We start from the raw sequence: 23176 nt of genomic DNA, 5'->3' as shown, positions 1-23176 counted from the left end.
GCTTACCTACCCCCTCGCCACAGTGTTTTTTGCAGATATCTAGGCATTGTTTTCCCCCAGCACAATTCTGCCGCTTGAACAGGCCGCCGTATCGTTGCGGTAGGCGAAGTACAGCTTGCCGCGCTCGCGGTCGAAGCGCAGGTGCAGCTGGATTTCATCGCCGGGGCGGACCAGTTGCTGGAATTTCAGCACTTCCATGCCGACGAACCGCGGCGGCAGGTCCAGCCGTTGTCGGCCCAGGCTCAGGGCCCAGTCGACCTGCACCACGCCGGGCAGTACCGGCGCATTGGGAAAGTGGCCACTGAAGTACGCGAGGTCTGGAGGCACGACCAGTTGCAGGTTCCATTCACCGTCGGTTTCGACCTGGCTCAGTACTTCAGGCGCTTTTGGCCGCGATGCCATCAGCAGGCCTTCGACCTCGGCCTGGGGCAGCTTGCCTTGGGCGTTGAGCGGCAACTGTCGCACCCAGCGCCAGCGCCGTGGCAGGGCCAACGTTTCGCAGTGCCCGCTCAGGTGCTGACGCAGGGCCTCGGTCACGGCGCGCCGGCCCAGGTTGCGCAGGGCGTGCAGACCGGCTTCGCTCAGCACCAGCAGCGCCCCGAGGGAGGCGCGGTTTTCCTGCACCACCCCCAGCCGCGCTTCGCTGACCCAGTCGTGGGCCACCAGCGCCTGTTCCAGCATTGGCAGGGAAATGCGTTTTTCTTCGAGCTTGACGATGCGGTCCAGCCGGCCGAGCAATTCGAACCGCCCGTCGGCGGCGATCCGCGCCGAGTCGGCGGTATGTTCCACATGGCCAGGCGGCAGATAGGGCGAAGCAATCAGCAAGGCGCCGTCGCTGTCCTGACTCAGTTCGACACCGGCAAAGGGCTGCCACCAACCATCGCCCTGGCGCCAGGCAATGCCGCCGGTTTCCGAACTGCCGAGTATTTCCGTCGGCCATTGCCCCAGGCGTTGTTGCAGGCTTTGGGCGGCCTCGGCCGGCAAGGCGCCACCGGAAGAGAACACCCGGCGCACGCTGCTCAGGGCTGGCCAGTCGAGGTTATCGCCCATGCGCTTGAGCAACGCCGGGCTGGCGACCCAGGCAAAGGCCGGGTACTGGCGGCTGGCGCGTTGCAGGTCTTCCGGGAAAGCCAGTTGCCGTCGCACGAACGTACGCCCGGCGCACAGTGGCCACAGCACCCGGAACAGCAGGCCGTAGATGTGTTGGGTGGCGACGCTGCCGATCATGCAGGCCGGGCCCAGGTCTGCGCCCCACAATTGCTCCAGGGCCTGGACTTCATTACTCAACTGCCGCAGGTTTTTCTCGATGCGCTTGGGCTCGCCACTGGAGCCGGAGGTGCACAGGCTCAGCCAGCAGTGATCGAGGTCCAGTTCGGCAGGGGCCAGTGGGGCCTGTCGCAAGTCGCCAAGACGGGTGTCGGCGGGGTGATCGGTCAGCCACAGGTCAACGTCCGTCGACCAGCGCTGGCGGGTCTGCGCTTGCAGGTCGGCCGGGAGCAAGACGCTGACTCCGGCGCGCCAGGCGCCAAGCAGGGCGATTGTCAGGTCAGCCGCGTCTTCCAGGTGCACGGCCACACGCCGCACGCCCCGGGCTTGAAGGCCGGCGGCCAGGCACAACGCCTCGTCTCGCAGCTGCGAGTGACCCAACGCCGGATCGACGGCAACAGCGCGTTCCGGCTGGGCCCCGAGCAACATCTGCTCAAGTTTTATCCAATTCATGGGCGGCCTCTTACCCGTTGTCGTATGAGCCATTCAATGGCAAACAGCAGCCCCATCAATCCGTAGGAAATGAGGCCGGTGTACAACATCCACCAACTCAGCGGCGCCCAGAGGGTCAGGACGGCGGCGAGCAAACCGTTACACAGGAAGAACACACTCCAGACCACCGTGACCTGGCGGGTATACACCACCGCGTTGGCCGGCAGCTGCGGTTCGCGCAGGCGGGCCAGGCGTTCGACCATCGGCGGGCCGTATTTCAGGCTCAGGGCGAACAGCCCGAGCATGAAGGTGCTGATCAGCACCGGATACCAGCGCAGCAGGAGCGGGCTGTCGAACAGTGCAAGCAATACACAAAACACGATCGCCGTGCCCGCCATCCAGTGGCTGCCGGGCCCACCCTTGCCGAGCAGTGCCCGTGCCAGCCACAGGCTACCCAGCAGCAGGCCGAACTGCCACGGGGCGAAGTGCTCCATGCCGAAATACACCGCAAAGGGGTACAGCAGGCCTGCCAGCAGCAGGCCGAGGCCAATCAGCCGGCTCATGCGGCCGGTTGGACCAGTCGATAGACCGCCTCGACCACGTCATTGACGGTGCGCACCGACTTGAATTCTTCGGCAGCGATTTTCTTGCCGGTCTGGCGCTTGATGTGATCGATCAGGTCGACCGCGTCGATGCTGTCGATTTCCAGATCCTGGTACAGGTTCGATTCCAGTGTCACGCGCTCGGGGTCCAGCTCGAAGAGCTCTACCAGAGCATCGCGCAGGGTATTGTAAATGTCGTCACGAGTTTGCATGGTCCGGTCTCAGGGGCGTTTTGCAGTGACGAAGGCCGCAAGGCTTGCCACATTGCTGAAATGGTTACGGGTGTCCTTGGCGTCGGCATCTATTTTGATGCCGTACTGTTTCTGGATCGCCAGGCCGAGTTCCAGGGCATCTACCGAATCCAGGCCCAGGCCTTCGCCGAACAGGGTCTGGTCGTCGCCGATGTCGTCGATGCCAATGTCTTCCAGGCCGAGGGCGTCGATGATCAGCTGTTTGATGTCACGGTGCAGATCGCTCATCTTCGGCGAGCTCCTTGATGAAGTAGTGATGCAGAAAATCGTTGAGCCTGCGCGAAGCCTGGGGCGGAGGCCCGAGCGCAGCGAACGCTTGTGGGTCTATATCGGCCCCCACACAAAAACTGAAGTGCACGCGGCGTTGAGGAATGCGATACCAGGGTTCGGCCTTGGTCAGGGTGGTGGGGCTGACCTTGATCGTTACGGGCGTGAGGACTTTCGCACCCCGCAGGGCGATGGCCGCGGCACCCCGATGAAAAGCCGGCGCGTGGCCGGGCTGGGTGCGCGTACCTTCGGGGAACACGATCAGGGTCTGGCCGTCTTGCAGGGCATTGCTGGCGGCATCGAGCATGTCCATGCTGCCGTCGTTGCTGATGTATTGGGTCGAGCGCAGCGGGCCACGGATGAAAGGGTTGTTCCACAGGCTTTGCTTGACCACGCAGTTGGTGTCGCGCACCAGCCCGATCAGGAACACCACGTCGATCAGCGACGGGTGATTGGCGATGATCATCTGCCCGGGGCGGCCGAGTTTTTCAGCGCCGTCGATTTGATAGGTGAGCACGCCGGTGCGGGCCATGAACCGGATCAAGAACCAGAACAGGCGCCCGACCGTGCGGCGGGCCCGTTGGCGATGGGCCTGGGCATCGCCGGGCAACCAGGCGAGCAACGGGAACACCAGCAATCGCAGGCACAGCCCGCCCAGCCCGAACAGGGCGAAGCTTGCGGCGGTCGCGAACAGGCGCCAGTAATAGGCGTCGCGATGTTTACCGGTCACCGGCTGCGTTGCCAGGTCCATACACGATTCTTCCAGGTATGTTGGCAGGTGGTTTTATTGTCCAGCAGCGTACGTAACAGATCCAGGGCATGGGGCCAGTCGCTGCCTGGCATTTGACCGGTCCGCGCGGACAAGTCCAGTTGCCATTCGTCGCCCGGGGTCAGCAGCAGGCCCATCGCATAGGGAAACGGCACGTCATTGACCCACGGTGCGTAGACCTGGGGCGGCTGTTCTTCGGTGATCACCAGCAATACCGCCGGTGCCCCTTCATTCAATAGCGCGGCGGCTTCCAGCACGCCGTGTTCCAAACCATCGCCGGTGGCGGCCAGGGCGGTCATCTCGCTGGTTTCGCCGCGCATGATCGACCACAGGCCGATCACTGCGTTATGCACTGACAGGCTGAACTGGGTGGGCGACAAAGGTTGGTCGGCCGCCAGGTCCTTGAGAATCTCGAAAGTGCGCGGGGTTTCGCCGTGACGGGAAATAAAGACCAACGGTAGGTTGGGCCGGCCCTCGGCCAGTGGCCAGCCGACACCGAAGGCCATCCGTGCCAGGCGACTGAGGCGTCGGCGCTGCATGGCCGGCAGAAACGATACGTCAGGGGCGGCATCGCTGGCGGGGAGCACGACCGGCTGTCGGTTCCACGCCTGCCAATCGTCCACGCTTTCGAGCCCAGGGGCCCATGCGCGCCATTGGGCGATGTTGAAATTGATCACGAATTCATCCCACCCCTGCGGGCTTTTATTGTCACGGTTCAGTGGTTTGACCCGCGTCCAACCCTGCATGGTCTTGCAACCCAAGTGGCGCGTATTATCCCGGTGCGATTGGCTTGTAGCAAACACTGGTTACATTTTGCGCGGCAAAATGTACTGATTGGTCCGTCCAGGCTCGGATAGGGGGCATTGTCGCGATTATGACGGGCATGTCTGTCGGCTACTTCTGTCATTCTCAGGCTGAGTTGACGCTTCATTGTTCGAAAAGGCCGCCGACGCTGTAGTCCATCGACTCCGAAGGTAGCTAAGCGGTGTCGTGGCCTACTACACTCGGGAATCTTTGATGTACGGAGGTTTTGACATGCGGCGTGTGGTCTTCAATCAGAAAGGTGGCGTGGGCAAGTCCAGCATCGCCTGCAATCTGGCGGCGGTCAGTGCCAGCGAGGGTTATCGCACGCTATTGGTGGACCTGGATGCCCAGGCCAACTCCACTCAGTACCTGACCGGCCTTACCGGCGATGACATTCCCATGGGAATCGCCGATTTCTTCAAGCAGACCCTGTCATCCGGGCCGTTCTCGAAAAAGAACAAGGTGGATATCTACGAAACGCCGTTCGACAACCTGCATGTCATCACCGCCACGGCGGAACTGACGGATTTGCAGCCCAAGCTCGAGGCGAAACACAAGATCAACAAGCTGCGCAAATTGCTTGAGGAGTTGGAGGAGGATTACGACCGGATTTATCTGGACACGCCGCCGGCCCTGAACTTTTATGCGGTTTCTGCGCTGATCGCCGCCGACCGGGTGCTGATTCCCTTCGACTGTGACAGCTTCTCCCGGCAAGCGCTGTACGGCGTGCTCGCGGAAATCGAAGAACTCAAGGACGACCATAACGAAGGCCTGGAAGTTGAAGGCATCGTGGTCAACCAGTTCCAGGCGCGTGCCAGCCTACCGCAGCAGATCCTCGACGAACTGATTGCCGAAGGCTTGCCGGTATTGCCGGTGTACCTGGGCAGTTCGGTGCGTATGCGTGAGTCCCACCAGGCGAGCTTGCCGCTGATCTATCTGGACCCGCGGCACAAACTGACCCAGCAGTTCGTGGAGTTGCATGGCCTGCTGGAAGGCGCTTGACTGGCTTACACACCCAATGTGGGAGCGAGCCTGCTCGCGATGACGGTTGAACATTCAACATGGAAGTTGTCTGTCACTCCGCTATCGCGAGCAGGCTCGCTCCCACAATGATGTGACTCAAATCCCCTGACTACGCAGCCAGCTCATCAACTGCGGCATGGGCAGCGCGCCGCTCTGACGCGCCACTTCCCGGCCGTTCCTGAACAGAATCAGGCTGGGAATAGAACGGATCCCCAACTGCGCCGATAGCTGCTGATTGGCTTCGCTGTCGAGCTTGGCCAGCCGGCATTTGCCCGCCAGTTGCGCGGCAGCCTGTTCGAACACGGGCGCGAAGGACTTGCACGGCCCGCACCAATCGGCCCACACATCCACCAGCAGCGGCAGGTCGCCCTTGATCTGGCTGGCGTAGTCACCCTGTTTGAGTTCGAACGGTTTACTCAATAACACCGGGGCCTTGCATCGCCCGCACTTGGGCTGGTCGCCCAGGCGCTCGGTGGGTATGCGATTGAGGCCGTTGCAATGGGGGCAGGGAATCAGCATTGGGACAGGCTCCAGGAAGATCGTTGGCGAAGATTTGAACACCGTGTAAAGAACACTGCAAACCTCTGTGGGAGCGAGCAGGCTCGCTCCCACAGAGGTTACTCGTTGCCGGTTATTTCCCGCCGGTCAGGGTGTTGTAGCTGGTCATCAGGTTGCGGTAGTCCGGGATGTGGTTGGAGAACAGTGTCGCCAACCCTTCCACGTCGTTGCGCCAGTCGCGGTGCAGTTCGCAGGCCAGGCCGAACCAGGTCATCAACTGTGCACCCGAGGAGGACATGCGGTCCCAGGCCGATTGACGGGTCAGTTCGTTGAACGTACCGGACGCGTCGGTGACCACGAACACCTCGAAGCCTTCAGCCAGGGCCGACAGCGCCGGGAAGGCCACGCAGACTTCAGTGACGACGCCCGCAATGATCAGCTGTTTCTTGCCGGTGGCCTTGATCGCCTTGACGAAATCTTCGTTGTCCCAAGCGTTGATCTGGCCAGGACGAGCGACGTACGGGGCGTCCGGGAACAGTGTTTTGAGCTCGGGCATCAGCGGGCCGTTGGGGCCGGTTTCAAAACTGGTGGTGAGGATGGTCGGCAACTTGAAGTACTTGGCCAGGTCGGCCAGGGCCAGCACGTTGTTCTTGAAGCGGTCCGGGTCGATGTCGCGCACCAGAGACAGCAGGCCAGCCTGGTGGTCCACCAGCAGAACGGCGGCGTTATCTTTGTCGAGACGTTTGTAGGAAGTGGTCATGGTGCAGTCCTCATAAGTTTTGGCTGCCGAACGGTTCGGCACAGTTAAAGGTTTGAATGGCGGTACAGCGATAAATCAGTCGTCCATCCGGCTGAAGCGCCTGGCTTCGATCGGTGTTGCTAAGCGATGGATACAGATTAAAACCGACACCTTTGATGCGCTAGACTGCGAAAATTAGCCTTAGCGTTCTATTTAAAGAACGACTATCTAACCCGAATGCCGCCCCGGCCTACGCCATCGACCGCTGCCATGAACGTGATGAACTGACCCCCGAAGATGCCCGCGGCGTGCCCGGCTGTCCCGAGAAAAAACCGCCGGCCAAACCCGCTGAAAAGGGATGAGTGCACTGATAGAACAAGTCGCTGCCCATTGGGAGTTTGTATCGCCCCTGCTGCGTAAACCCAGGAATGAAGCGGATTATGACCGGCTGGCCGGCGCCCTTGATGAGCTGTTGGAGTTGGTTGGCGAAGACGAGGCCCATCCCCTGATGAGCCTGGTGGACATCATCGGCGAATGGATAGAGCTATGGGATCATCAGCACCGGCCAATGACCAAGGCCAGTGGCGTTGAGGCGCTTCGTTATCTGATACGAGAACATGGCTTGAGCCAAAGCGACCTGCCAGGCGTGGGCGCCCAGTCGGTGGTATCGGAAGTATTGAGTGGCAAGCGCCAACTCAACCTGCGGCAGATTCGCTGGCTGGCTGAGCGCTTCGGGGTGTCGGTTGAAACCTTCATTTAGCGGCTTGGCGTGCTGGTTGTGGCAAGGGGCAAGCGCCTCGCCACAGGGGCAGCGTCACGAAGAACAGCTGATTTCCAAATGCTTACCCCATTCCGGCGGTCGCTGCGCGTAGCTGTCCATGCCCGGTTGTTCTTCGAACGGGCGGCTCAGCACGGTGTGCAGGCGGCGGACTTCTTCGTAGTCGCCGGACTCGGCAGCATCGATGGCTTTTTGCGCCAGGTAGTTGCGCAGCACATACAGCGGGTTGACCGCGTGCATGCGGGCTCGGCGCTGGTCTTGCCTCACAGCGCTTTCACGGCTGACGCGGCCGATATAAAGCTCGCCCCAGGCGTCGAAGCCCTTGAGGTCGACGAAGTCATCCCGCAGGCTGGCGATGGCTTGCTCGGGGGCCTGATCGCCCAACCGACGGAAGAACAGGCTGTAGTCGACGCCGCTGTTCTGCATCAGTTGCAGCAGGCGTTCAACCAGTTTCTGGTCTTCGTCTTCGGCGATGGTCAGGCCGAGGCGGCGGCGCATCAGGTCCAGGTAGTGGGCCTGGAAAATCGGCAAGTACAAGCCAAGGGTTTCGCGCAGGGCTTCGACGCTGATGAAGGGCGTCAGGGCCTGGGCCAGGGCGCTGAGGTTCCACTGACCAATGGGGACCTGGTTGCTGAACGAGTACCGGCCCTGGTCATCGGAGTGGTTGCAGATGAAATTGGCATCGAAGTCGTCAAGGAAGGCGAACGGCCCGAAGTCGAAGGTGATGCCCAGGATCGACATGTTGTCGGTGTTCATCACGCCGTGGCAGAAACCGTAGGCTTGCCACTTCGCAATCAGTTCGGCGTTGCGCTCAACGATTTCGCGGAACATCGCCAGGTATGGCTCCGGCTGTTCGCGACATTCGGGAAAGTGCATGGCCAGCACCTGTTCGGCGAGGGCGGCATGCAGCTCGGGCTTCTTGGTGTAGTAGAAATATTCGAAATGTCCGAAACGCACATGGCTTGGCGCCAGGCGCAGCACCATGGCGGCGCGCTCCTGTTTTTCACGCCACACAGGGGTGTCCGAACCGATCACGCACAAGGCGCGCGTGGTGGGGATGCCCAGGGCGTGCAGCGCTTCGGACGCCAGGAATTCGCGGATCGAGGAGCGCAATACTGCCCGTCCGTCGCCCATCCGTGAGAACGGTGTCTGGCCGGCGCCCTTGAGGTGCAAGTCCCAGTGTTCGCCGGCCTCGTTATACACCTCTCCCAGCAGTAACCCACGACCATCGCCCAATTGCGGGTTGTAATGGCCGAACTGATGCCCCGAATACACCATCGCCCTAGGCTCGGTTTCGGCCCACAACTTGTGACCGCCGAACAGTTCGGCAAACAATGGTGCCTGAGCCTCGGCGGGGTCCAGATCCAGCAAGGCCATGGCGGCCGGGCTGGCCACGACCAGCCGTGGGTTGTCGATGGGCTCGGGCAGCACATGGGTCGAGAAACCGTCGCCCAGACGGGCGAAGCGGTTATCGAAGGTCAACGTTTCCAGCGTTTTCATGGCCGTCTCCGGCGCGATGCCTGCTGGCACCCCGCGATCAGTCGAGTGTCTCTTGTGGCGGCTCTTGCACCGGTTTGATGCCGGCTACGGTTGCGGGCTCAGGCGTGACGCTCTTTTTATCGGACTCGACGGGCACCAGTTTGTATTCCTGGCCCTGGAGGTTCTTCAGGTAAATTTCCATCTGCCGGAAGGAGATGTTGATGTGCTCCTTCTTGAACTCACGGTTGATGAAACGGTTGATCTCGTCCAGCACCGGGTTGCGGTCCCCGAGGTCGCGCACATGCATGCGCAACTCGTGGTCCAGGGTACTTTCACCGAAGTTCAGGAAGTACACGATCGGTTCTGGTTCCTTCAACACCCGTGGGTTCTCGCGGGCGGCCTTGAGCAGCAGTTCGCGGACCAGGTCCAGGTCCGAGCCGTAGTCCACGCCCAGTTTCAGGGTCACCCGGGTGACGGTGTCGGTCAGCGACCAGTTGATCAGTTGCCCGGTGATGAACGTCTTGTTCGGGACGATGATGTCCTTGCGGTCGAAGTCAGTAATGGTGGTCGCACGAATGCGGATCTTGCTGACCGTGCCCGACAGGTTGCCGATGGTGATGGTGTCGCCGATCCGCACCGGGCGCTCGAACAGGATCATGATCCCCGAGATGAAGTTGGCGAAAATCTCCTGCATGCCGAAGCCCAGGCCCACCGAGAGCGCGGCCACCAGCCATTGCAGTTTGTCCCAACTCACGCCGAGGGTGGACAGTGTAGTGACGAAGCCGAAGCCGGCGATCACATAGGACAGCAGCGTGGTGGCGGCATAGGCACTGCCCTGGGCCAGGTTCAGCTTGGACAGCACGAACACTTCCAGCAGGCCCGGCAGGTTGCGCGCCAGGGCGAAGGTGATGCCGATGATGATCAGCGCGCCGAGCATGTCGCCGATGCTGATGGGCACCATGCTCATGCTGGTGCCGGTGCCACTGGTGTATTCGTAGAGGGTGATGTTGTCCAGGTATGAGAACACGCTGATCAGGTCCGACCAGACCCAATACAGCGCGGCGATAAAGCCGCCCAGCAGCGCCAGGCGGATCAGGCGCAGGGACTGTTCGTTGACCTTTTCGATGTCCAGCGTCGGTTCCTCAACCACCGCTTCACCGTCGCCGGCCTCCTTGGCCGCCTGACGCTTGGCCAGGGCGCGCTGATAGGCCAGGCGCCGCGCCGCGACCGACAGGCCGCGCACGAAGGTGGCTTCGATCACCAGCCAGAACATCAGCAGGTATAGGGTGTTGATCAGCCGGTCGCTGAGCTTCAATGCGGTGTAGTAGTAGCCAAAGCACACGGCCACGAACAGCGCGATAGGCAGCGCGGTGAACATCACCCCGACGGCCTTGCGGAACATCGAGGTGTTCCGGTGCGTCGGGCTGTTGAGCAGCAGCCGACTGAGCAGCCACGCCATCAGGGCGTAACAGGTCAGCACCACCGGCATGCCAAGCACGTCGTCGGCCAGGGCCGAGGGTTGCAGTTCGGCCACGGCCACGACGGCCACCAGCGCCAATACCACCAGCCCGAGACGGCGGATCCAGCGTTGCAGGAATTCGACCTGGGGTTTTTCCCAACGGAAATGCAACTCGGCCACGCCACCGGGAGCCAGCACGCGATAGGCGGTGTAGAACACCAGCCAGGCCTGGCCAATCTGCAGCAGCGCCGCGCCGAGGTTGGCATTCTGGCCGCGGGCGTCGATCTGCAAGGCATAGCCGCACAGTGCCAGTGCCAGGGCCAGCGGCATCGCCAGCAGGATATTGATCAGGATCGCCTGGGGCGTGTGCCACTGGCTGTCGCGTTTGAAATGGCCAACGTCCTGGTGGACCTTGTTCAATCGAGCATAGAGGCTCTTGCGCCGCCACAGCAGTGCACCGATCACTAACGCCAGGGGCAGGAACAGCAGCGGCCGCTGTGTCAGGCCTTCGGCCAGTTCACTGAGGCTCGAGGCCCAGGGCAGCGAGTCGACCTGCTTTTCCAGGCGCATCGGCACGCTACGCATCCATTCGAAATCCAGGGGTATGTTGCTGGGAATCCAGAACATCTGCTCTTCGAGGGTCGCCCGCAGGTTCTGGGCCGTGCTGAGCAGTTGCTTCTGATTAAGCTGCAAGGTGATGGATTCGTTGAGCACCGCACTCAATTCGCGGTTCAGGCGTTCCAGCAGGTCGACGCGGGTCAGCGCCAGCTCCAGCAAGGTCTTGCGCAGCTGCGGGGTGACTTGTTCCGGCGGCTGGGATGCCAGCAGGTTGTCGACATAGGCGCTCGGATTGTTCAGCAACTCGCGCTGTTGGCTGACTTCGAACTGGTACAGACGGATGTCGGCGATCTGGTCGGCCAGGTTCTTGTCCAGCTTCAGGCGCGGTAAGGTCTGGCGCTGCTTATAGAGAATCTTGGAGAGCAGCAGGCTGCCTTTGAGTACGCTGATCTGCTCGTCCAGTGCGGCGTCGATCTGGGTGACGCTGTCCAGCTGCTGCTTGGTCTGCAGGTTCTGCTGAGTGACTTCGTTGAGGCGGTCGGTGCTTTTGAGCAGGTAATCGGAGAGCTTCAGGTTGGCCGAGCTTTCGGTCGCCAGCAGGCTGCTGCCGCCGGCCTTCTGGGCTTCGATGGATTGCTGGGTCACCGTTTCCTGGGACTGGGCCAGGCGCTTCTGGTTGATCAGGGTCTGCAGGTCCTGGATTTCCTGCTCCGCTCGCGCGACTTTTTCCGTCAGCAGGTCGTGCTGGCCGGTGCCCAGGTCCAGCAACTGGCCGTTGCCAGCCAGCTCCTGGCGGCGCAGCGGAATCAGCGCATTGAGTGCTGCCAGCTCGGCGGTGAGCAAATCGCGTTGTTCACTGCTCAGGGTCTTGCCGGCGTCCTTGCCTGCCTTGAGGATGGCGTTGATCTGCTGAATGCGAACCTGGCTGCTGGCGATTTCGCCCTGGGCGCGCTCGGGGCGGGTCTGGGCGGTGATGATCAGGCTGTTGGCGTCGGCCAGGGCTTTTTGCAGATCACTTTGCTGGGTGGAGCGGTCCGTCAGCATCTGCTCGAGCTGGGGAATCGGCAGGTTGGCGTAGCGTTGCGCCACCGGCACGACATTGGTGCCATTGAGCCGCCCCAGTTCGCGCTGGTTCTCGATGTTTTCTCTGGGCGCACTGGCCAATTGTTGCTTGAGGGCAAGCAGCTTTTGCTCGTACTCGGCCTTGTTGTTGAGTTGGGTCAGGGTGTTTTGCAACACCGCCTGTAAGGCTTTCTGGTCGGCTTCCGGCAGTTTGCGGTCGGCGATTTTGTCCAGGCTGGCCTGCACCGAATCGCTGGTGAGCGGTTCGGCGGCTTGCAGCGTGCAGACGGAAAGACTCAGGCCCAGCAGGGCGATGGAAAAAAAAGAGCGCAGGGTAGGCATAGAGACCGGTCAAGCAAGTGAGAGTGGGAGCAGTTTAGAGGAACAAGCCGGGACCCGGGCGACTTCCTTCGGGGAATCTGACGCCCACTTTGCCGATCTTGTTCCCGTCCATGGCCGCGACGGTCCACAGGGTGTTGTTCCAATCCACCTGGTCGCCGACCACCGGGGCGCCGCCCACTTTCTGCGCGATGAAGCGGCCCAGGGACATGTCTGGGTCGATGCCGTCCAGTTGCAGTCCGTACAGCGCAGCAACCGCGGCCAGCTGGGCGTCGCCTTCGAGTACGAAGTCGCCGAAGAAGCGCAGATCCAGGCCCCGTTGCGGCGCCTGGCTGAACAGTTTTCCCAGGGCCGACAAATCGTGTTCATGGCCGATAACACACAGCAAATCATCGACTTCCAGCACCGTACTACCCGACGGATGGAGCAGTTGCTGGCCACGAAACAGTGCCGCGATGCGTGTGCCCTCGGGCATTTTCAGGTCCCGCAGGGGCGAGCCGATGCACCATTTTTCTGCGCCAAGACGATAGATGAACAGCTCCCACTCGCTGGTGACATGGACTTCCAGCGCCGCCCGGGAAATGGGCAAGGGTTCCGGCGGGACGGTGACATGCAGCAGCTTGGCAACCCACGGCAGGCTCGTGCCCTGCACCAGCAGCGACACCAGCACGATAAAGAACGCCAGGTTGAAATAGAGCTGTGCGTGGGACAGGCCGGCCATCAGCGGGAACACCGCCAGGATGATCGGCACGGCGCCGCGCAGGCCGACCCAGGAAATGAACGCTTTCTCGCGACCATGGAAAGCCTTGAACGGCAGCAGGCCCACCATGACGGACAGGGGGCGTGCAAACAGAATCATCCACAACGCCAGGCCCAGGGCGGGCAGCGCGATTGGCAGCAGGTCATGGGGGGTGACCAGCAGCCCCAGCACCAGGAACATGCCGATCTGCGCCAGCCAGGCCATGCCATCGAGCATGTGCAGAATGCCGTGACGGCTGCGCACCGGACGGTTGCCCAGCACCAGGCCGCACAGGTACACCGCCAGGAAGCCGCTGCCGTGCAGGGCGTTGGTCAGGGCGAACACGGCCAGGCCGCCGCTGATGACCAGGATCGGGTAGAGGCCGTTGGCCAGGTTGATGCGGTTGACCAATTGCAACATCAACCAGCCACCGCCCAGGCCGAGTACCGAGCCGATGCCGAACTCGCGCACCAGGTGCCCCAACAGGCTCCAGTGCAGGCCGGTTTCACCGCTGGCGAGCATGCCGATCAGGGTGACGGTCAGGAACACCGCCATGGGGTCGTTACTGCCGGATTCGATCTCGAGGGTCGCGCTGACCCGCTCGTTCAGCCCCTTGCCACCCAACAGCGAGAACACCGCCGCGGCATCGGTCGAGCCGACGATGGCGCCGATCAGCAGCCCCTGGATCAGGTTCAGATTGAACAGCCACGCTGCCGCCAGGCCGGTCAGTCCAGTGGTGATCAGCACGCCAACCGTGGCCAGCGAAAGTGCCGGCCACAGCGCCACGCGAAAACTCGAAACCCGCGTTCGCAAGCCGCCGTCCAGCAGGATGACTGCCAGGGCGAGGTTGCCCACCAGATAGGCCGTTGCGTAGTTATCGAAAAGAATACCGGCGCCGTCGACACCGGCGACCATGCCCACAGCCAGGATGATCACCAGAATCGGGATACCCAGGCGGGACGAAAGAGAACTGACCAGAATGCTCGCACCCACCAGCAACGCGCCGATCAAGAACAGGCTGTTGATGGTTGTCGCAGTCAAAGGCAGTACTCCGGAGAAAGCTTGAGGGCGGGCACACACTGACCATGCAGTCTGCGTGCCAGCGATTCTAACCTGTTGAAATGTGATGCTGTCAAAAAAGGTTGGGCATGATCATTCCCAAGCTCTGCGTGGGAATGCAGCCAGGGACGCTCCGCGTCCCAAAAAGCCGAACGCGGAGCGTCCGTAGAGGCATTCCCACGCAGAGCGCGGGAACGATCGGGCCGTGTTAAAGGCTGAACCGCCCAACCATGCTGTTCAAATCCACGGCCAGGCGCGACAGTTCGGCGCTGGCGGCGCTGGTCTGGTTGGCGCCGGTCGCCGATTGCACCGAAAGGTCGCGGATGTTCACCAGGTTGCGATCCACTTCACGGGCCACTTGGGCCTGTTCTTCGGCGGCGCTGGCGATCACCAGGTTGCGTTCGTTGATCTCGACGATGGCCGTGTTGATCGTGTCCAGGGACATTCCGGCACCGCGGGCGATGTTCAGGGTCGACTCGGCACGTTCGGTGCTGTTGCGCATCGAATCCACGGCGTGTGCGGTACCGCTCTGAATGCTGCCGATCATGCGCTCGATCTCGCTGGTCGACTGCTGGGTGCGATGGGCCAGGGCGCGCACTTCGTCCGCCACCACCGCAAAACCACGACCGGCCTCACCGGCACGGGCTGCTTCGATGGCAGCGTTCAGGGCCAGCAGGTTGGTCTGGTCGGCCAGGCCACGGATCACATCCAGTACTTTGCCGATGTCGCGGGACTCATCGGCCAGGTTGCCGATCAATGTGGCGGTGCTTTGCACATCGGCGCTCATGCGTTCGATGGCGCTGACGGTTTCCTGCACCAGGTCCCGGCCGTCGCCAGCGGACGTGGTGGCATTTTTCGAAGCTTCGGAGGTGCTGACCGCGTTGCGCGCCACTTCTTCCACGGCGCTGGTCATCTCGTTGACCGCAGTAGCGGCCTGTTCGATTTCATTGTTCTGTCGGGTCAGGCCGCGGGCGCTTTCGTCGGTGACGCTGTTGAGTTCTTCGGCGGCGGAGGCCAGTTGCGTGGCCGAGCCGGAGATCCGCTGCAGGGTGTCGCGCAGTTTTTCCTGCATGGTCGACATCGCCCGCAGCAGGCGACCCGCTTCGTCGCTACCATCAACGGTAATTGGCCGGGTCAGGTTGCCCTTGGCGATTTCCTCGGCGGCGGTCAGGGCATTGCCAATCGGCCGTGTGATGCTGTTGGTCAGCAGCCAGGCGAACAGCAGGGTCAGGCCGGTGGCAATGACCAGCAGCGTGATCACCAAGTTGAAGGCTTTTGAATATTGCTGCGCCGCGTCCTTATTGAGGTCTTCGGCTTGCTGGTTGTTGATGGCCAGCAGGCGGCCGATTACCGCGTTGATGGCATCGGAGTTGCTCAGCAGTTCAGTGTTGAGCAGCGCTTGCAATTCATTGAGTTGATTGTTGCGCGAGAGGTTTTTCATCCGCTCTTCGAGTTGATGGTACTGACCCAGCAATTGCACGTATTGATCGTAGGCGGCCTGCTCATCCGGGGCGCTGATGAGTTTTTCATACGCCTTCTGGGCGTCGCGGATCTGCTGGTTGCGTTGTTCGAACAGAGCGTAGGTTTTCTGCTGGATGTCCGGTTCGCGGTTGGTCAGCAAACGATAGGACAACACGCGCAGACGCAGGGTGAGTTGGGTGAACTCATCCAGGGTCTTGATGCTGGGCACGCTGTTGTCGACGATGTTTTCGCCCGACTCGCGGATTGTGCTCATCTGGTTCAGGGAAAACACCCCAAGGGCCAGCATCAGGGCGCCAATCAGGGCAAACCCCAGAAACGCCCGCGGTGCGATATTCATATTACGTAGGGACATGGAAAGTACCGTGAAGAGGCGTCCGTGCGGGACTGTGGCTAAGATCACTGACTTATCGGTCATACGACTAAAGTCTTGAGGGCGCTGCGTGCTTTTGTTGCCGCGCAACATCTTTGGCGCGACGAAGGGCAGGAACCAGATCGCCCATCCACAGTCTCTACAACTCGCCAGCGAAGCACCGCCACCCGGTAAAACGTGGCATCGGCGGTGACTTTTCTTTATCGTACGCGCCCCTTGAAAAAGTCTGGAAATCAATATGTTGGAAACATCCCTCAGCCAACTGGAGCAACTGGTCAACGACTTGGTGCAACAGAACCGTCACCTCACCGGCCTGAATGAAACCCTGAGCGTGGAACTTGCCAGGGCCAAGGATGAAAACGAAAGCCTGCAACTGAGCCTGATGGAACAGGAAGAACTGCACGGCACCACCGCCGCCCGCATCCAGGCCCTGATCGAGCGCGCCAGCGCCGGTCCTGTCAGCGCATGAAGCACGGCGCCGATGGGGTGACAGTCGTCTCGATCCTGGGAGAAGACTATTCAATCAAAGCGCCGGCCGGGCAGGAGCAGGCCCTGCTGGACGCCGCCTCGATGCTCAAGGCCGCCCTGGCCGACACCAAAAGGAAATACCCGACGCTGATTGGCGATCGTTTGCTGGTGCTGGCCGCAATGAATTTGTGTTCGCAACAGATCGAAATGCAAAAGCACCATCAAGCGGAACTCGACCGTTACCAAGAGCAAGTCAACGCCACGGTCGATGTCATTTCCAAGACTATTCAGCAGGCCTGAAGTCTTTAATCAAGGCCAAAGGTTGGCGGTGAACGCAGATTTTGTGTTCACCTGCAATCCATGTGGGAGCAAGCCTGCTCGCGATTGGTTTTCAGCCGCGCAACAGGACTTGGCTTAGAACCACTCATCCCGCATCTCGAGGCACGTATCATCCCGTGCCTCGAGAAGCGTCAGCTCATGATGGCAACCCGGCACTTCCCACGTCAGGAAATACCGCGCCGCTTGCAGCTTGCCGTTATAAAAGTCGCTGTCCGCTGCATCGCCCTTGGCCAAGCCTTGCTCGGCATGAATCGCCTGTTCCAGCCAGCGCCAGCCGATCACCATATGGCCAAACACCTTGAGGTACAGCGCCGAGTTGGCGAGGCTGCTATTGATCTTGCCCTGGGCCAAGTCCGTCAGCAGGCCCAGGGTGACCGTTTGCAGACGCGCCACCAAGGCTTCCAGTGGCTGACGTAATGGCGTCAGTGATTCGTGCACCTGGGCGCGTTCGGCGGTGTCGGCTACCAGGCGGATCAGTTGCTTGAGCCCGGCACCGCCGTTTTGCGCCAATTTACGCCCCAGCAAGTCCAGGGACTGGATACCGTGGGTGCCTTCGTGGATCGGGTTCAGACGGTTGTCGCGGTAATACTGCTCGACCGGGTATTCACGGGTGTAGCCGTGGCCGCCAAGAATCTGGATCGCCAACTCGTTGGCTTTCAGGCAAAACTCCGAGGGCCAGGATTTGACGATGGGCGTCAGCAGGTCCAGCAACTCATGGGCGCGCCTGCGTTCGGCTTCGCTTTCAAGGGTTGTGGTGTCGTCGAACAGTCGCGCCGCGTACAGGCCCAAGTCAAATGCCCCTTCAACGTAGGCTTTCTGGGTCAGCAGCATGCGACGCACGTCGGCGTGCTGAATGATCGCCACCGGCGCGGTGGTTGGATCCTTGCTGTCGGGCACCCGGCCCTGCGGGCGCTCGCGGGCGTATTCGAGGGAATACAGGTAACCGGCGTAACCCAGCATCACCGCACCCATGCCGACGCCGATCCGTGCCTCGTTCATCATCTGGAACATGTAGCTCAGGCCGTGGTGCGGTTTTCCTACGAGGTAGCCGACACATTCGCCGTTGTCGCCGAAATTCAGCGCCGTGGAGGTGGTGCCGCGCCAGCCCATCTTGTGGAACAGCCCGGCCAGCAGCACGTCGTTGCGCATGCCGAGGCTGCCGTCATCGTTGACCAGGAACTTGGGCACGATAAACAGCGAAATGCCCTTAACGCCGGGCGGTGCGTCCGGCAGTTTTGCCAGGACCATGTGTACGATGTTTTCCGACAACGGATGATCGCCGCCGGAGATAAAAATCTTGTTGCCTTTGAGCCGGTAAGTGCCGTCGGACGCTGGCTCTGCACGGGTCCGAATATCCGACAACGAAGAGCCCGCGTGGGGTTCGGTCAGGGCCATGGTGCCGAAGAAGCGACCGTCGATCATCGGTTGCAGGAAGCGTTGTTTCTGCTCCTCGCTGCCGAAGCTTTCGATCAGGTTCGCCGCGCCCATGGTCAGGAATGGATAAGAAGTCGAAGCGGCGTTGGCTGATTGAAAATGCGCGAAACAGGCCTGGGACAGCAGCGTCGGCAATTGCATGCCGCCGGCCTCAAAGCTGCGCGCAGCGTTGAGGAAGCCTGCCTCCAGGAAGGCATCCACCGCCGGTTTCACTTCCGGAATCAGAATGGCCTGACCGTTTTCGTAGCGCGGTTCGTTTTCATCATTCTTGCGGTTGTGCGGCGCGAAGTATTTCTCGGCGATGCTGCGGGCCGTACCGATGGCCGCGTCGAAGGTTTCGCGATTGTGCTCGGCGAACCGCTCGCGCTGAGTCAGGCCCTCGGCATCAAGGACTTCATACAGCTCGAAAGCCAGATTGCGGGAACTGAGCAGCGTCTCGGACATGGCGGCCTTACCTTTTTTGGAATGGGCCGAGTCTAAGTGTGCGAATAGGGACTGAACAGGATGATTGATGGCAGTGATAGAGAGGTGAGGGCGACACTAATCAAATGTGGGAGCGAGCCTGCTCGCGACGGCGTTCCAACACTCAACAGGGATGTTGAGTGTCAGGCCGCTATCGCGAGCAGGCTCGCTCCCACAGGGTTTGTTGTTACCCGATGGTCATCAGGCTGGCGTTGCCCCCCGCCGCAGCGGTATTGACGCTCAAGGCCCGCTCGATCACCAGGCGTTCCAGCGCGACTGTGGTTTCGCCTTGGGACAAACCATGCACCCCGACGATGGCGCCGGCACGCTTGGCCACTTGCTGGCAAACACGGCGCAGTTGATCCGAGTCGCCGTGATGCAGGACCGCGTCGAGCGCCACATCGTCCTTGGCCCAGTCGGAAACCCGCTGGATGCGTGACTGAATGTCTTTGGGCAAGCGTGCGAACAAGGCCTTGCTCGTGTCGGTTTCCGGCCACACAGCCGAGCCGCCTACGGCCAGTACCGCCGCCAGTTGCGTCAATAGATCGCCTTCCACCTCGGCCAGGCACAGCACGTGCTCGCGGGGCAGAATGGCGTAGCTGTTGCGTTCACCGGTCGGGCCGGTCAGTTGCCGGGTAATACCGCTTTGCGACTGGGCCGCGAACTGCACGCACAGGGCGCTCAGTTCGGCGAGTTTCTGACTGTCAGCCCAGGCTTGCAGGGCGCTCAGCGGTTTGCTCAGGGTGTCGCGCAGACGTAGATCCGGCGCACTGAGGGCATCGCCACGCGCGAAGGATTGCTGGATCGCGTCGCTAGGACGTGTCGACAGCAGACGGTACAGGTACAGCGGCCCACCGGCCTTGGGGCCTGTGCCCGACAGGCCTTCGCCACCGAACGGCTGCACGCCGACCACGGCACCCACAATGTTGCGGTTCACGTAGACGTTACCGGCATGGACGTTGTCGATCACCTTGGCAATGGTTTCGTCGATGCGGGTGTGCACGCCCAGGGTCAGGCCGTAGCCAGAGGCATTGATCTGGTTGATCAACTGATCCAGTTCCTTGCGCTTGTAGCGCACCACGTGCAGCACTGGACCAAAGATCTCGCGCTGCAGCTCGTCGAAGCTTTCCAGCTCGATCAGGGTTGGCATCACAAACGTGCCGCGCTTGCATTCGTTGTTGTCGGCGATTGCCATCTGGTACACGGTGCGACCTTTGTCGCGCATGGCCTGGATGTGTTTCTCGATGCCGGCCTTGGCTTCGGCGTCGATCACCGGGCCGATGTCTACCGACAGGCGCTCAGGGTTGCCGAGGCGTGATTCAGCCATGGCCCCCTTGAGCATTTCGATGACACGGTCGGCAGAATCTTCCTGCAAGCACAGTACCCGCAGGGCCGAGCAACGCTGACCGGCGCTGTCGAATGCCGAAGACACCACGTCGATGACCACTTGTTCGGTCAGGGCCGAGGAGTCGACGATCATTGCGTTCTGGCCACCGGTTTCGGCGATCAGCGGGATCGGACGACCCTGGTTGTCCAGGCGACCGGCGATGTTGCGTTGCAACAGGCGAGCGACTTCAGTGGAGCCGGTGAACATCACTCCCTTGACCCGATCATCACCCACCAGGCGGGCACCGACGGTCTCGCCACGGCCCGGCAACAGTTGCAACACGCCTTGCGGAATGCCGGCTTCGAGCATCAGGCGCACGGCTTGAGCGGCAACCAATGGCGTCTGCTCGGCGGGCTTGGCCAGCACTGGGTTGCCGGCGGCGAGGGCAGCGGCCACTTGGCCGCTGAAAATGGCCAGCGGGAAGTTCCAGGGGCTGATGCAGACCACCGGACCCAGTGGGCGGTGGGCATCGTTGGTGAAATCGTTGCGTGCCTGCACCGCGTAATAGCGCAGGAAATCTACGGCTTCGCGCACTTCGGCGATGGCGTTGGCGAAGGTCTTGCCAGCTTCACGGGCCAACAGGCCCATCAGCGGCTGGATCTCGGCTTCCATCAGGTCGGCGGCGCGCTCCAGGATCGCGGCGCGCTCGTCCGGCGGCGTGGCTTGCCAGATCGGCCCAGCGTTGAGGGCGCACTGGATGGCGTTGTCGACGTCTGCGACCGTGGCTTCCTGGACATGACCGACCACGTCACGGTGATCGGCCGGGTTCAGCACCGGTGCCGGTGCCTCTTCGCTGGCGGCGCAACCTAGCATCGGCGCGGCTTTCCAGTGGTTATGGGCGGTGGCAAGCAGGGCGCAGGACAGCGAAGCCAGGCGATGTTCGTTGGCCAGGTCGATGCCGCTGGAGTTGGCGCGTTCGCTGCCGTAGAGGTCGCGCGGCAGGGGAATACGCGGGTGCGGCAGACCGAAACCGCCTTCGCGCGTCGCCATCTGCTCGATGTTGGCCACTGGATCGGCCACCAGTTCCTGGATGGAAATGGACTGATCGGCGATGCGGTTGACGAACGAGGTATTGGCGCCGTTTTCCAGCAAGCGGCGAACCAGATAGGCCAGCAGTGTTTCGTGGGTGCCGACCGGGGCGTACACGCGGCACGGACGGTTCAACTTGCCTTCGGACACTTTGCCTACAACTTGTTCGTACAGCGGTTCGCCCATGCCGTGCAGGCACTGGAACTCATACTGGCCCGGGTAATAGTTCTGACCGGCGATGTGGTAAATGGCTGATAGGGTATGGGCGTTGTGCGTGGCGAACTGCGGATAGACGACTTCTGGTACCGACAGCAGTTTGCGTGCGCAAGCAATGTAGGACACGTCGGTGTACACCTTGCGGGTATAGACCGGATAGCCTTCCAGGCCTTCGACCTGGGCGCGCTTGATCTCGCTGTCCCAGTAGGCGCCTTTTACCAGGCGAATCATCAGGCGATGACGGCTGCGGCGGGCCAGGTCGATGACATAGTCGATCACATACGGGCAACGCTTCTGGTACGCCTGGATCACGAAACCGATGCCGTTCCAGCCGGTCAGCTGCGGCTCGAAGCACAGGCGCTCCAGCAGATCCAGCGACAGCTCGAGACGGTCGGCTTCTTCGGCGTCGATGTTCAGGCCGATGTCGTATTGCTTGGCCAGCAGGGTCAGCGACAGCAGGCGCGGGTACAGCTCGTCCATGACGCGTTCGTATTGGGCGCGGCTGTAACGCGGGTGCAGGGCCGAGAGCTTGATGGAAATGCCCGGGCCTTCATAAATCCCACGACCGTGGGACGCTTTGCCGATCGAATGGATGGCTTGTTCGTACGAGGCCAGGTACTTCTGGGCGTCATGTTCGGTGAGCGCGGCTTCACCCAGCATGTCGTAGGAATAGCGGAAACCCTTGGCCTCGAATTTACTGGCGTTGGCCAGGGCTTCGGCGATGGTTTCGCCGGTGACGAACTGCTCGCCCATCAGGCGCATGGCCATGTCGACGCCCTTGCGGATCATCGGCTCGCCGCTCTTGCCGATGATGCGGCTCAGGGAGGAGGTCAGGCCCGTTTCATTATGGGTGGCGACCAGCTTGCCGGTCAGCAGCAGGCCCCAGGTGGCGGCATTGACGAACAGCGACGGGCTGTTGCCCAGGTGCGGCTGCCAGTTACCGGTGCTGATCTTGTCGCGGATCAGCGCATCGCGAGTGCCCTTGTCCGGGATACGCAACAGCGCCTCGGCCAGGCACATCAGCGCCACGCCTTCCTGGGACGACAGGGAAAATTCCTGCAACAGGCCCTGAACAATACCGGCACGGCCGCCGGCACTCTTCTGGTTACGCAGTTTTTCAGCAATCGAAGCGGCAAGCTTGTTGGTGGCGTCGGCCATTTCGATCGGTAGGCGGGCCTGCTCGATCAGCATGGGCACCACTTCCGGCTCGGGGCGACGGTAAGCGGCGGTGATGGAGGCGCGCAGGACCGATTGCGGCAGGATGCTCTCGGCAAACTCCAGGAAGCACTGGTGGGCGTGATCGGCCTGGACGTCGCCAGCGTCATCGTTGTCGCCGCGGGTCGAACCGTTCAGCTCGGTCAGGGTTGCACCACCCTCGAGTTTTTCCAGGTAATTGAAAATTGCCTGCTTGATCAGCCAGTGAGGCGTGCGATCAATCGAGGTCGCGGCCGCCTTGAGACGTTCGCGGGTCGGGTCGTCGAGTTTGACCCCGAGGGTGGTGGTAGCCATATTTTTATCCTCATGTTTACCACGTATCGCGTGGCATCAGCTGGCGGCAAGATTAGCTGCGAGCTGAGTGAGGTGCAACCGGGTGCAACCCTTTTTTGTCGGAATATTAAGTAGCTTGCCAGGAATTATATTTTGCCGGTCATCGTCCCGCTCTTGCTTGGTGCTTTTGCTTCTCGCTAAACGTCATGCTTGCACTAAAAAGGAGCGAAAATCGACGTTTTGGCGAAAAAACCGATCAGGTGCAACTGAATCGAGCGAAACTGGTTGCACCTTATTTCGTTTGTTGCATAGCATTCGCGGCCAAGGTGCAACCGGCTCCAAGCCGAGGGGCATCGGCTGATGGCTTTCCTGGGGAA

Annotated in this window: 18 protein-coding genes and 1 pseudogene; 4 read left to right on the top strand and 15 right to left on the bottom strand. The window is 61.4% G+C overall.

Annotation, left to right across the window (positions count from 1 at the left end; translation table 11 throughout):
- Positions 1–39 precede the first annotated feature (39 nt).
- The 6 genes from ACA047_RS27155 to ACA047_RS27130 are packed head-to-tail and all read right to left on the bottom strand — an operon-like array spanning position 40 to position 4264.
- A complete protein-coding gene (locus ACA047_RS27155) occupies positions 40–1719 on the bottom strand; it encodes an ApeI family dehydratase (RefSeq protein WP_497354702.1) in 1680 nt (559 codons plus the stop codon).
- Positions 1716–2261: a COG4648 family protein gene (locus ACA047_RS27150; RefSeq protein WP_497354700.1), complete on the bottom strand. Its 546-nt coding sequence runs from the start codon at positions 2259–2261 to the stop codon at positions 1716–1718. Before ACA047_RS27150 ends, ACA047_RS27155 begins: the two co-directional genes overlap by 4 nt.
- Positions 2258–2512, bottom strand: coding sequence for an acyl carrier protein (locus ACA047_RS27145; RefSeq protein ID WP_497354698.1), 255 nt, complete (start codon positions 2510–2512; stop codon positions 2258–2260). Before ACA047_RS27145 ends, ACA047_RS27150 begins: the two co-directional genes overlap by 4 nt.
- Before the next feature lie 9 nt (positions 2513–2521).
- A complete protein-coding gene (locus ACA047_RS27140) occupies positions 2522–2779 on the bottom strand; it encodes a phosphopantetheine-binding protein (RefSeq protein WP_058543719.1) in 258 nt (85 codons plus the stop codon).
- The gene (locus ACA047_RS27135; protein WP_497354696.1) at positions 2760–3569 is read right to left on the bottom strand and encodes a lysophospholipid acyltransferase family protein; all 810 of its coding nucleotides are present in this window, start codon (positions 3567–3569) and stop codon (positions 2760–2762) included. The genes ACA047_RS27140 and ACA047_RS27135 overlap by 20 nt, the downstream gene beginning before the upstream one ends.
- Entirely contained in the window at positions 3545–4264 is a 720-nt protein-coding gene (locus tag ACA047_RS27130) for a beta-ketoacyl synthase chain length factor (protein WP_497354694.1), read from the bottom strand. Before ACA047_RS27130 ends, ACA047_RS27135 begins: the two co-directional genes overlap by 25 nt.
- A gap of 358 nt (positions 4265–4622) precedes the next feature.
- Between ACA047_RS27130 and ACA047_RS27125 the strand changes: the two genes are divergently transcribed.
- A complete protein-coding gene (locus ACA047_RS27125; protein WP_497354692.1) occupies positions 4623–5393 on the top strand; it encodes a ParA family protein in 771 nt (256 codons plus the stop codon).
- A 117-nt stretch (positions 5394–5510) separates the two neighbouring features.
- Here ACA047_RS27125 and trxC read toward each other — a convergent pair whose 3' ends face one another.
- Both trxC and ycaC read right to left on the bottom strand, forming a co-directional pair.
- On the bottom strand, positions 5511–5933 hold the full coding sequence (trxC, locus tag ACA047_RS27120; protein ID WP_497354690.1) for a thioredoxin TrxC: 423 nt from the start codon (positions 5931–5933) through the stop codon (positions 5511–5513).
- A 112-nt stretch (positions 5934–6045) separates the two neighbouring features.
- On the bottom strand, positions 6046–6672 hold the full coding sequence (gene ycaC, locus ACA047_RS27115; protein WP_497354688.1) for an isochorismate family cysteine hydrolase YcaC: 627 nt from the start codon (positions 6670–6672) through the stop codon (positions 6046–6048).
- A gap of 337 nt (positions 6673–7009) precedes the next feature.
- Here ycaC and ACA047_RS27110 point away from each other — a divergent pair, with 337 nt between their 5' ends.
- Complete coding sequence (locus ACA047_RS27110) at positions 7010–7411, top strand: helix-turn-helix domain-containing protein (protein WP_497354686.1); 402 nt, start codon at positions 7010–7012, stop codon at positions 7409–7411.
- Positions 7412–7465: 54 nt separating this feature from the next.
- Here the strand turns inward: ACA047_RS27110 and selO are convergent, their stop codons facing one another.
- From selO to ACA047_RS27085, 5 genes and pseudogenes are all read right to left on the bottom strand, one after another.
- The gene (selO, locus tag ACA047_RS27105) at positions 7466–8929 is read right to left on the bottom strand and encodes a protein adenylyltransferase SelO (protein WP_497354684.1); all 1464 of its coding nucleotides are present in this window, start codon (positions 8927–8929) and stop codon (positions 7466–7468) included.
- Between the two features lie 37 nt (positions 8930–8966).
- Positions 8967–12329: a mechanosensitive channel MscK gene (gene mscK / locus ACA047_RS27100; protein ID WP_497354682.1), complete on the bottom strand. Its 3363-nt coding sequence runs from the start codon at positions 12327–12329 to the stop codon at positions 8967–8969.
- A gap of 34 nt (positions 12330–12363) precedes the next feature.
- Positions 12364–14106: a potassium/proton antiporter gene (locus tag ACA047_RS27095; protein WP_497354680.1), complete on the bottom strand. Its 1743-nt coding sequence runs from the start codon at positions 14104–14106 to the stop codon at positions 12364–12366.
- A gap of 226 nt (positions 14107–14332) precedes the next feature.
- The gene (locus ACA047_RS27090) at positions 14333–15037 is read right to left on the bottom strand and encodes a methyl-accepting chemotaxis protein (RefSeq protein ID WP_497360564.1); all 705 of its coding nucleotides are present in this window, start codon (positions 15035–15037) and stop codon (positions 14333–14335) included.
- A 198-nt stretch (positions 15038–15235) separates the two neighbouring features.
- Positions 15236–15943: pseudogene (locus tag ACA047_RS27085) on the bottom strand (MCP four helix bundle domain-containing protein); the annotation flags it as partial.
- Positions 15944–16214: 271 nt separating this feature from the next.
- Between ACA047_RS27085 and ACA047_RS27080 the strand changes: the two are divergent.
- Positions 16215–16445: a hypothetical protein gene (locus tag ACA047_RS27080; protein WP_497354678.1), complete on the top strand. Its 231-nt coding sequence runs from the start codon at positions 16215–16217 to the stop codon at positions 16443–16445.
- Positions 16442–16744 (top strand): cell division protein ZapA, encoded by a 303-nt coding sequence (locus ACA047_RS27075; protein WP_497354676.1) that lies wholly within the window; start codon positions 16442–16444, stop codon positions 16742–16744. Before ACA047_RS27080 ends, ACA047_RS27075 begins: the two co-directional genes overlap by 4 nt.
- 114 nt (positions 16745–16858) lie before the next feature.
- Here the strand turns inward: ACA047_RS27075 and ACA047_RS27070 are convergent, their stop codons facing one another.
- Together ACA047_RS27070 and putA are read right to left on the bottom strand one after the other, a co-directional pair.
- Positions 16859–18661, bottom strand: coding sequence for an acyl-CoA dehydrogenase (locus tag ACA047_RS27070; RefSeq protein ID WP_497354674.1), 1803 nt, complete (start codon positions 18659–18661; stop codon positions 16859–16861).
- A gap of 205 nt (positions 18662–18866) precedes the next feature.
- Positions 18867–22820 carry a trifunctional transcriptional regulator/proline dehydrogenase/L-glutamate gamma-semialdehyde dehydrogenase gene (gene putA, locus ACA047_RS27065; RefSeq protein ID WP_497354672.1) on the bottom strand — a complete coding sequence of 1318 codons (3954 nt, stop codon included), beginning with the start codon at positions 22818–22820 and terminating at the stop codon, positions 18867–18869.
- Between the last annotated feature and the right edge of the window lie 356 nt (positions 22821–23176).

The organism is Pseudomonas sp. LBUM1664 (assembly GCF_059695895.1).
The sequence above is the reverse complement of the archived record's forward strand: the minus strand, read 5'-3'. Positions and strand labels throughout refer to the sequence as shown.

What these genes read in the sequence shown, in the direction of transcription:
- ACA047_RS27145 (WP_497354698.1), bottom strand. Translation starts at nt 2,512, where the DNA reads ATGCAAACTCGTGACGACATTTACAATACCCTGCGCGATGCTCTGGTA.
- mscK (WP_497354682.1), bottom strand. Translation starts at nt 12,329, where the DNA reads ATGCCTACCCTGCGCTCTTTTTTTTCCATCGCCCTGCTGGGCCTGAGT.
- ACA047_RS27075 (WP_497354676.1), top strand. Translation starts at nt 16,442, where the DNA reads ATGAAGCACGGCGCCGATGGGGTGACAGTCGTCTCGATCCTGGGAGAA.
- ACA047_RS27155 (WP_497354702.1), bottom strand. Translation starts at nt 1,719, where the DNA reads ATGAATTGGATAAAACTTGAGCAGATGTTGCTCGGGGCCCAGCCGGAA.
- ACA047_RS27110 (WP_497354686.1), top strand. Translation starts at nt 7,010, where the DNA reads ATGAGTGCACTGATAGAACAAGTCGCTGCCCATTGGGAGTTTGTATCG.
- putA (WP_497354672.1), bottom strand. Translation starts at nt 22,820, where the DNA reads ATGGCTACCACCACCCTCGGGGTCAAACTCGACGACCCGACCCGCGAA.
- ACA047_RS27140 (WP_058543719.1), bottom strand. Translation starts at nt 2,779, where the DNA reads ATGAGCGATCTGCACCGTGACATCAAACAGCTGATCATCGACGCCCTC.
- ACA047_RS27150 (WP_497354700.1), bottom strand. Translation starts at nt 2,261, where the DNA reads ATGAGCCGGCTGATTGGCCTCGGCCTGCTGCTGGCAGGCCTGCTGTAC.
- ACA047_RS27125 (WP_497354692.1), top strand. Translation starts at nt 4,623, where the DNA reads ATGCGGCGTGTGGTCTTCAATCAGAAAGGTGGCGTGGGCAAGTCCAGC.
- ACA047_RS27090 (WP_497360564.1), bottom strand. Translation starts at nt 15,037, where the DNA reads ATGACCAGCGCCGTGGAAGAAGTGGCGCGCAACGCGGTCAGCACCTCC.
- selO (WP_497354684.1), bottom strand. Translation starts at nt 8,929, where the DNA reads ATGAAAACGCTGGAAACGTTGACCTTCGATAACCGCTTCGCCCGTCTG.
- ACA047_RS27135 (WP_497354696.1), bottom strand. Translation starts at nt 3,569, where the DNA reads ATGGACCTGGCAACGCAGCCGGTGACCGGTAAACATCGCGACGCCTAT.
- trxC (WP_497354690.1), bottom strand. Translation starts at nt 5,933, where the DNA reads ATGCTGATTCCCTGCCCCCATTGCAACGGCCTCAATCGCATACCCACC.
- ACA047_RS27070 (WP_497354674.1), bottom strand. Translation starts at nt 18,661, where the DNA reads ATGTCCGAGACGCTGCTCAGTTCCCGCAATCTGGCTTTCGAGCTGTAT.
- ycaC (WP_497354688.1), bottom strand. Translation starts at nt 6,672, where the DNA reads ATGACCACTTCCTACAAACGTCTCGACAAAGATAACGCCGCCGTTCTG.
- ACA047_RS27080 (WP_497354678.1), top strand. Translation starts at nt 16,215, where the DNA reads ATGTTGGAAACATCCCTCAGCCAACTGGAGCAACTGGTCAACGACTTG.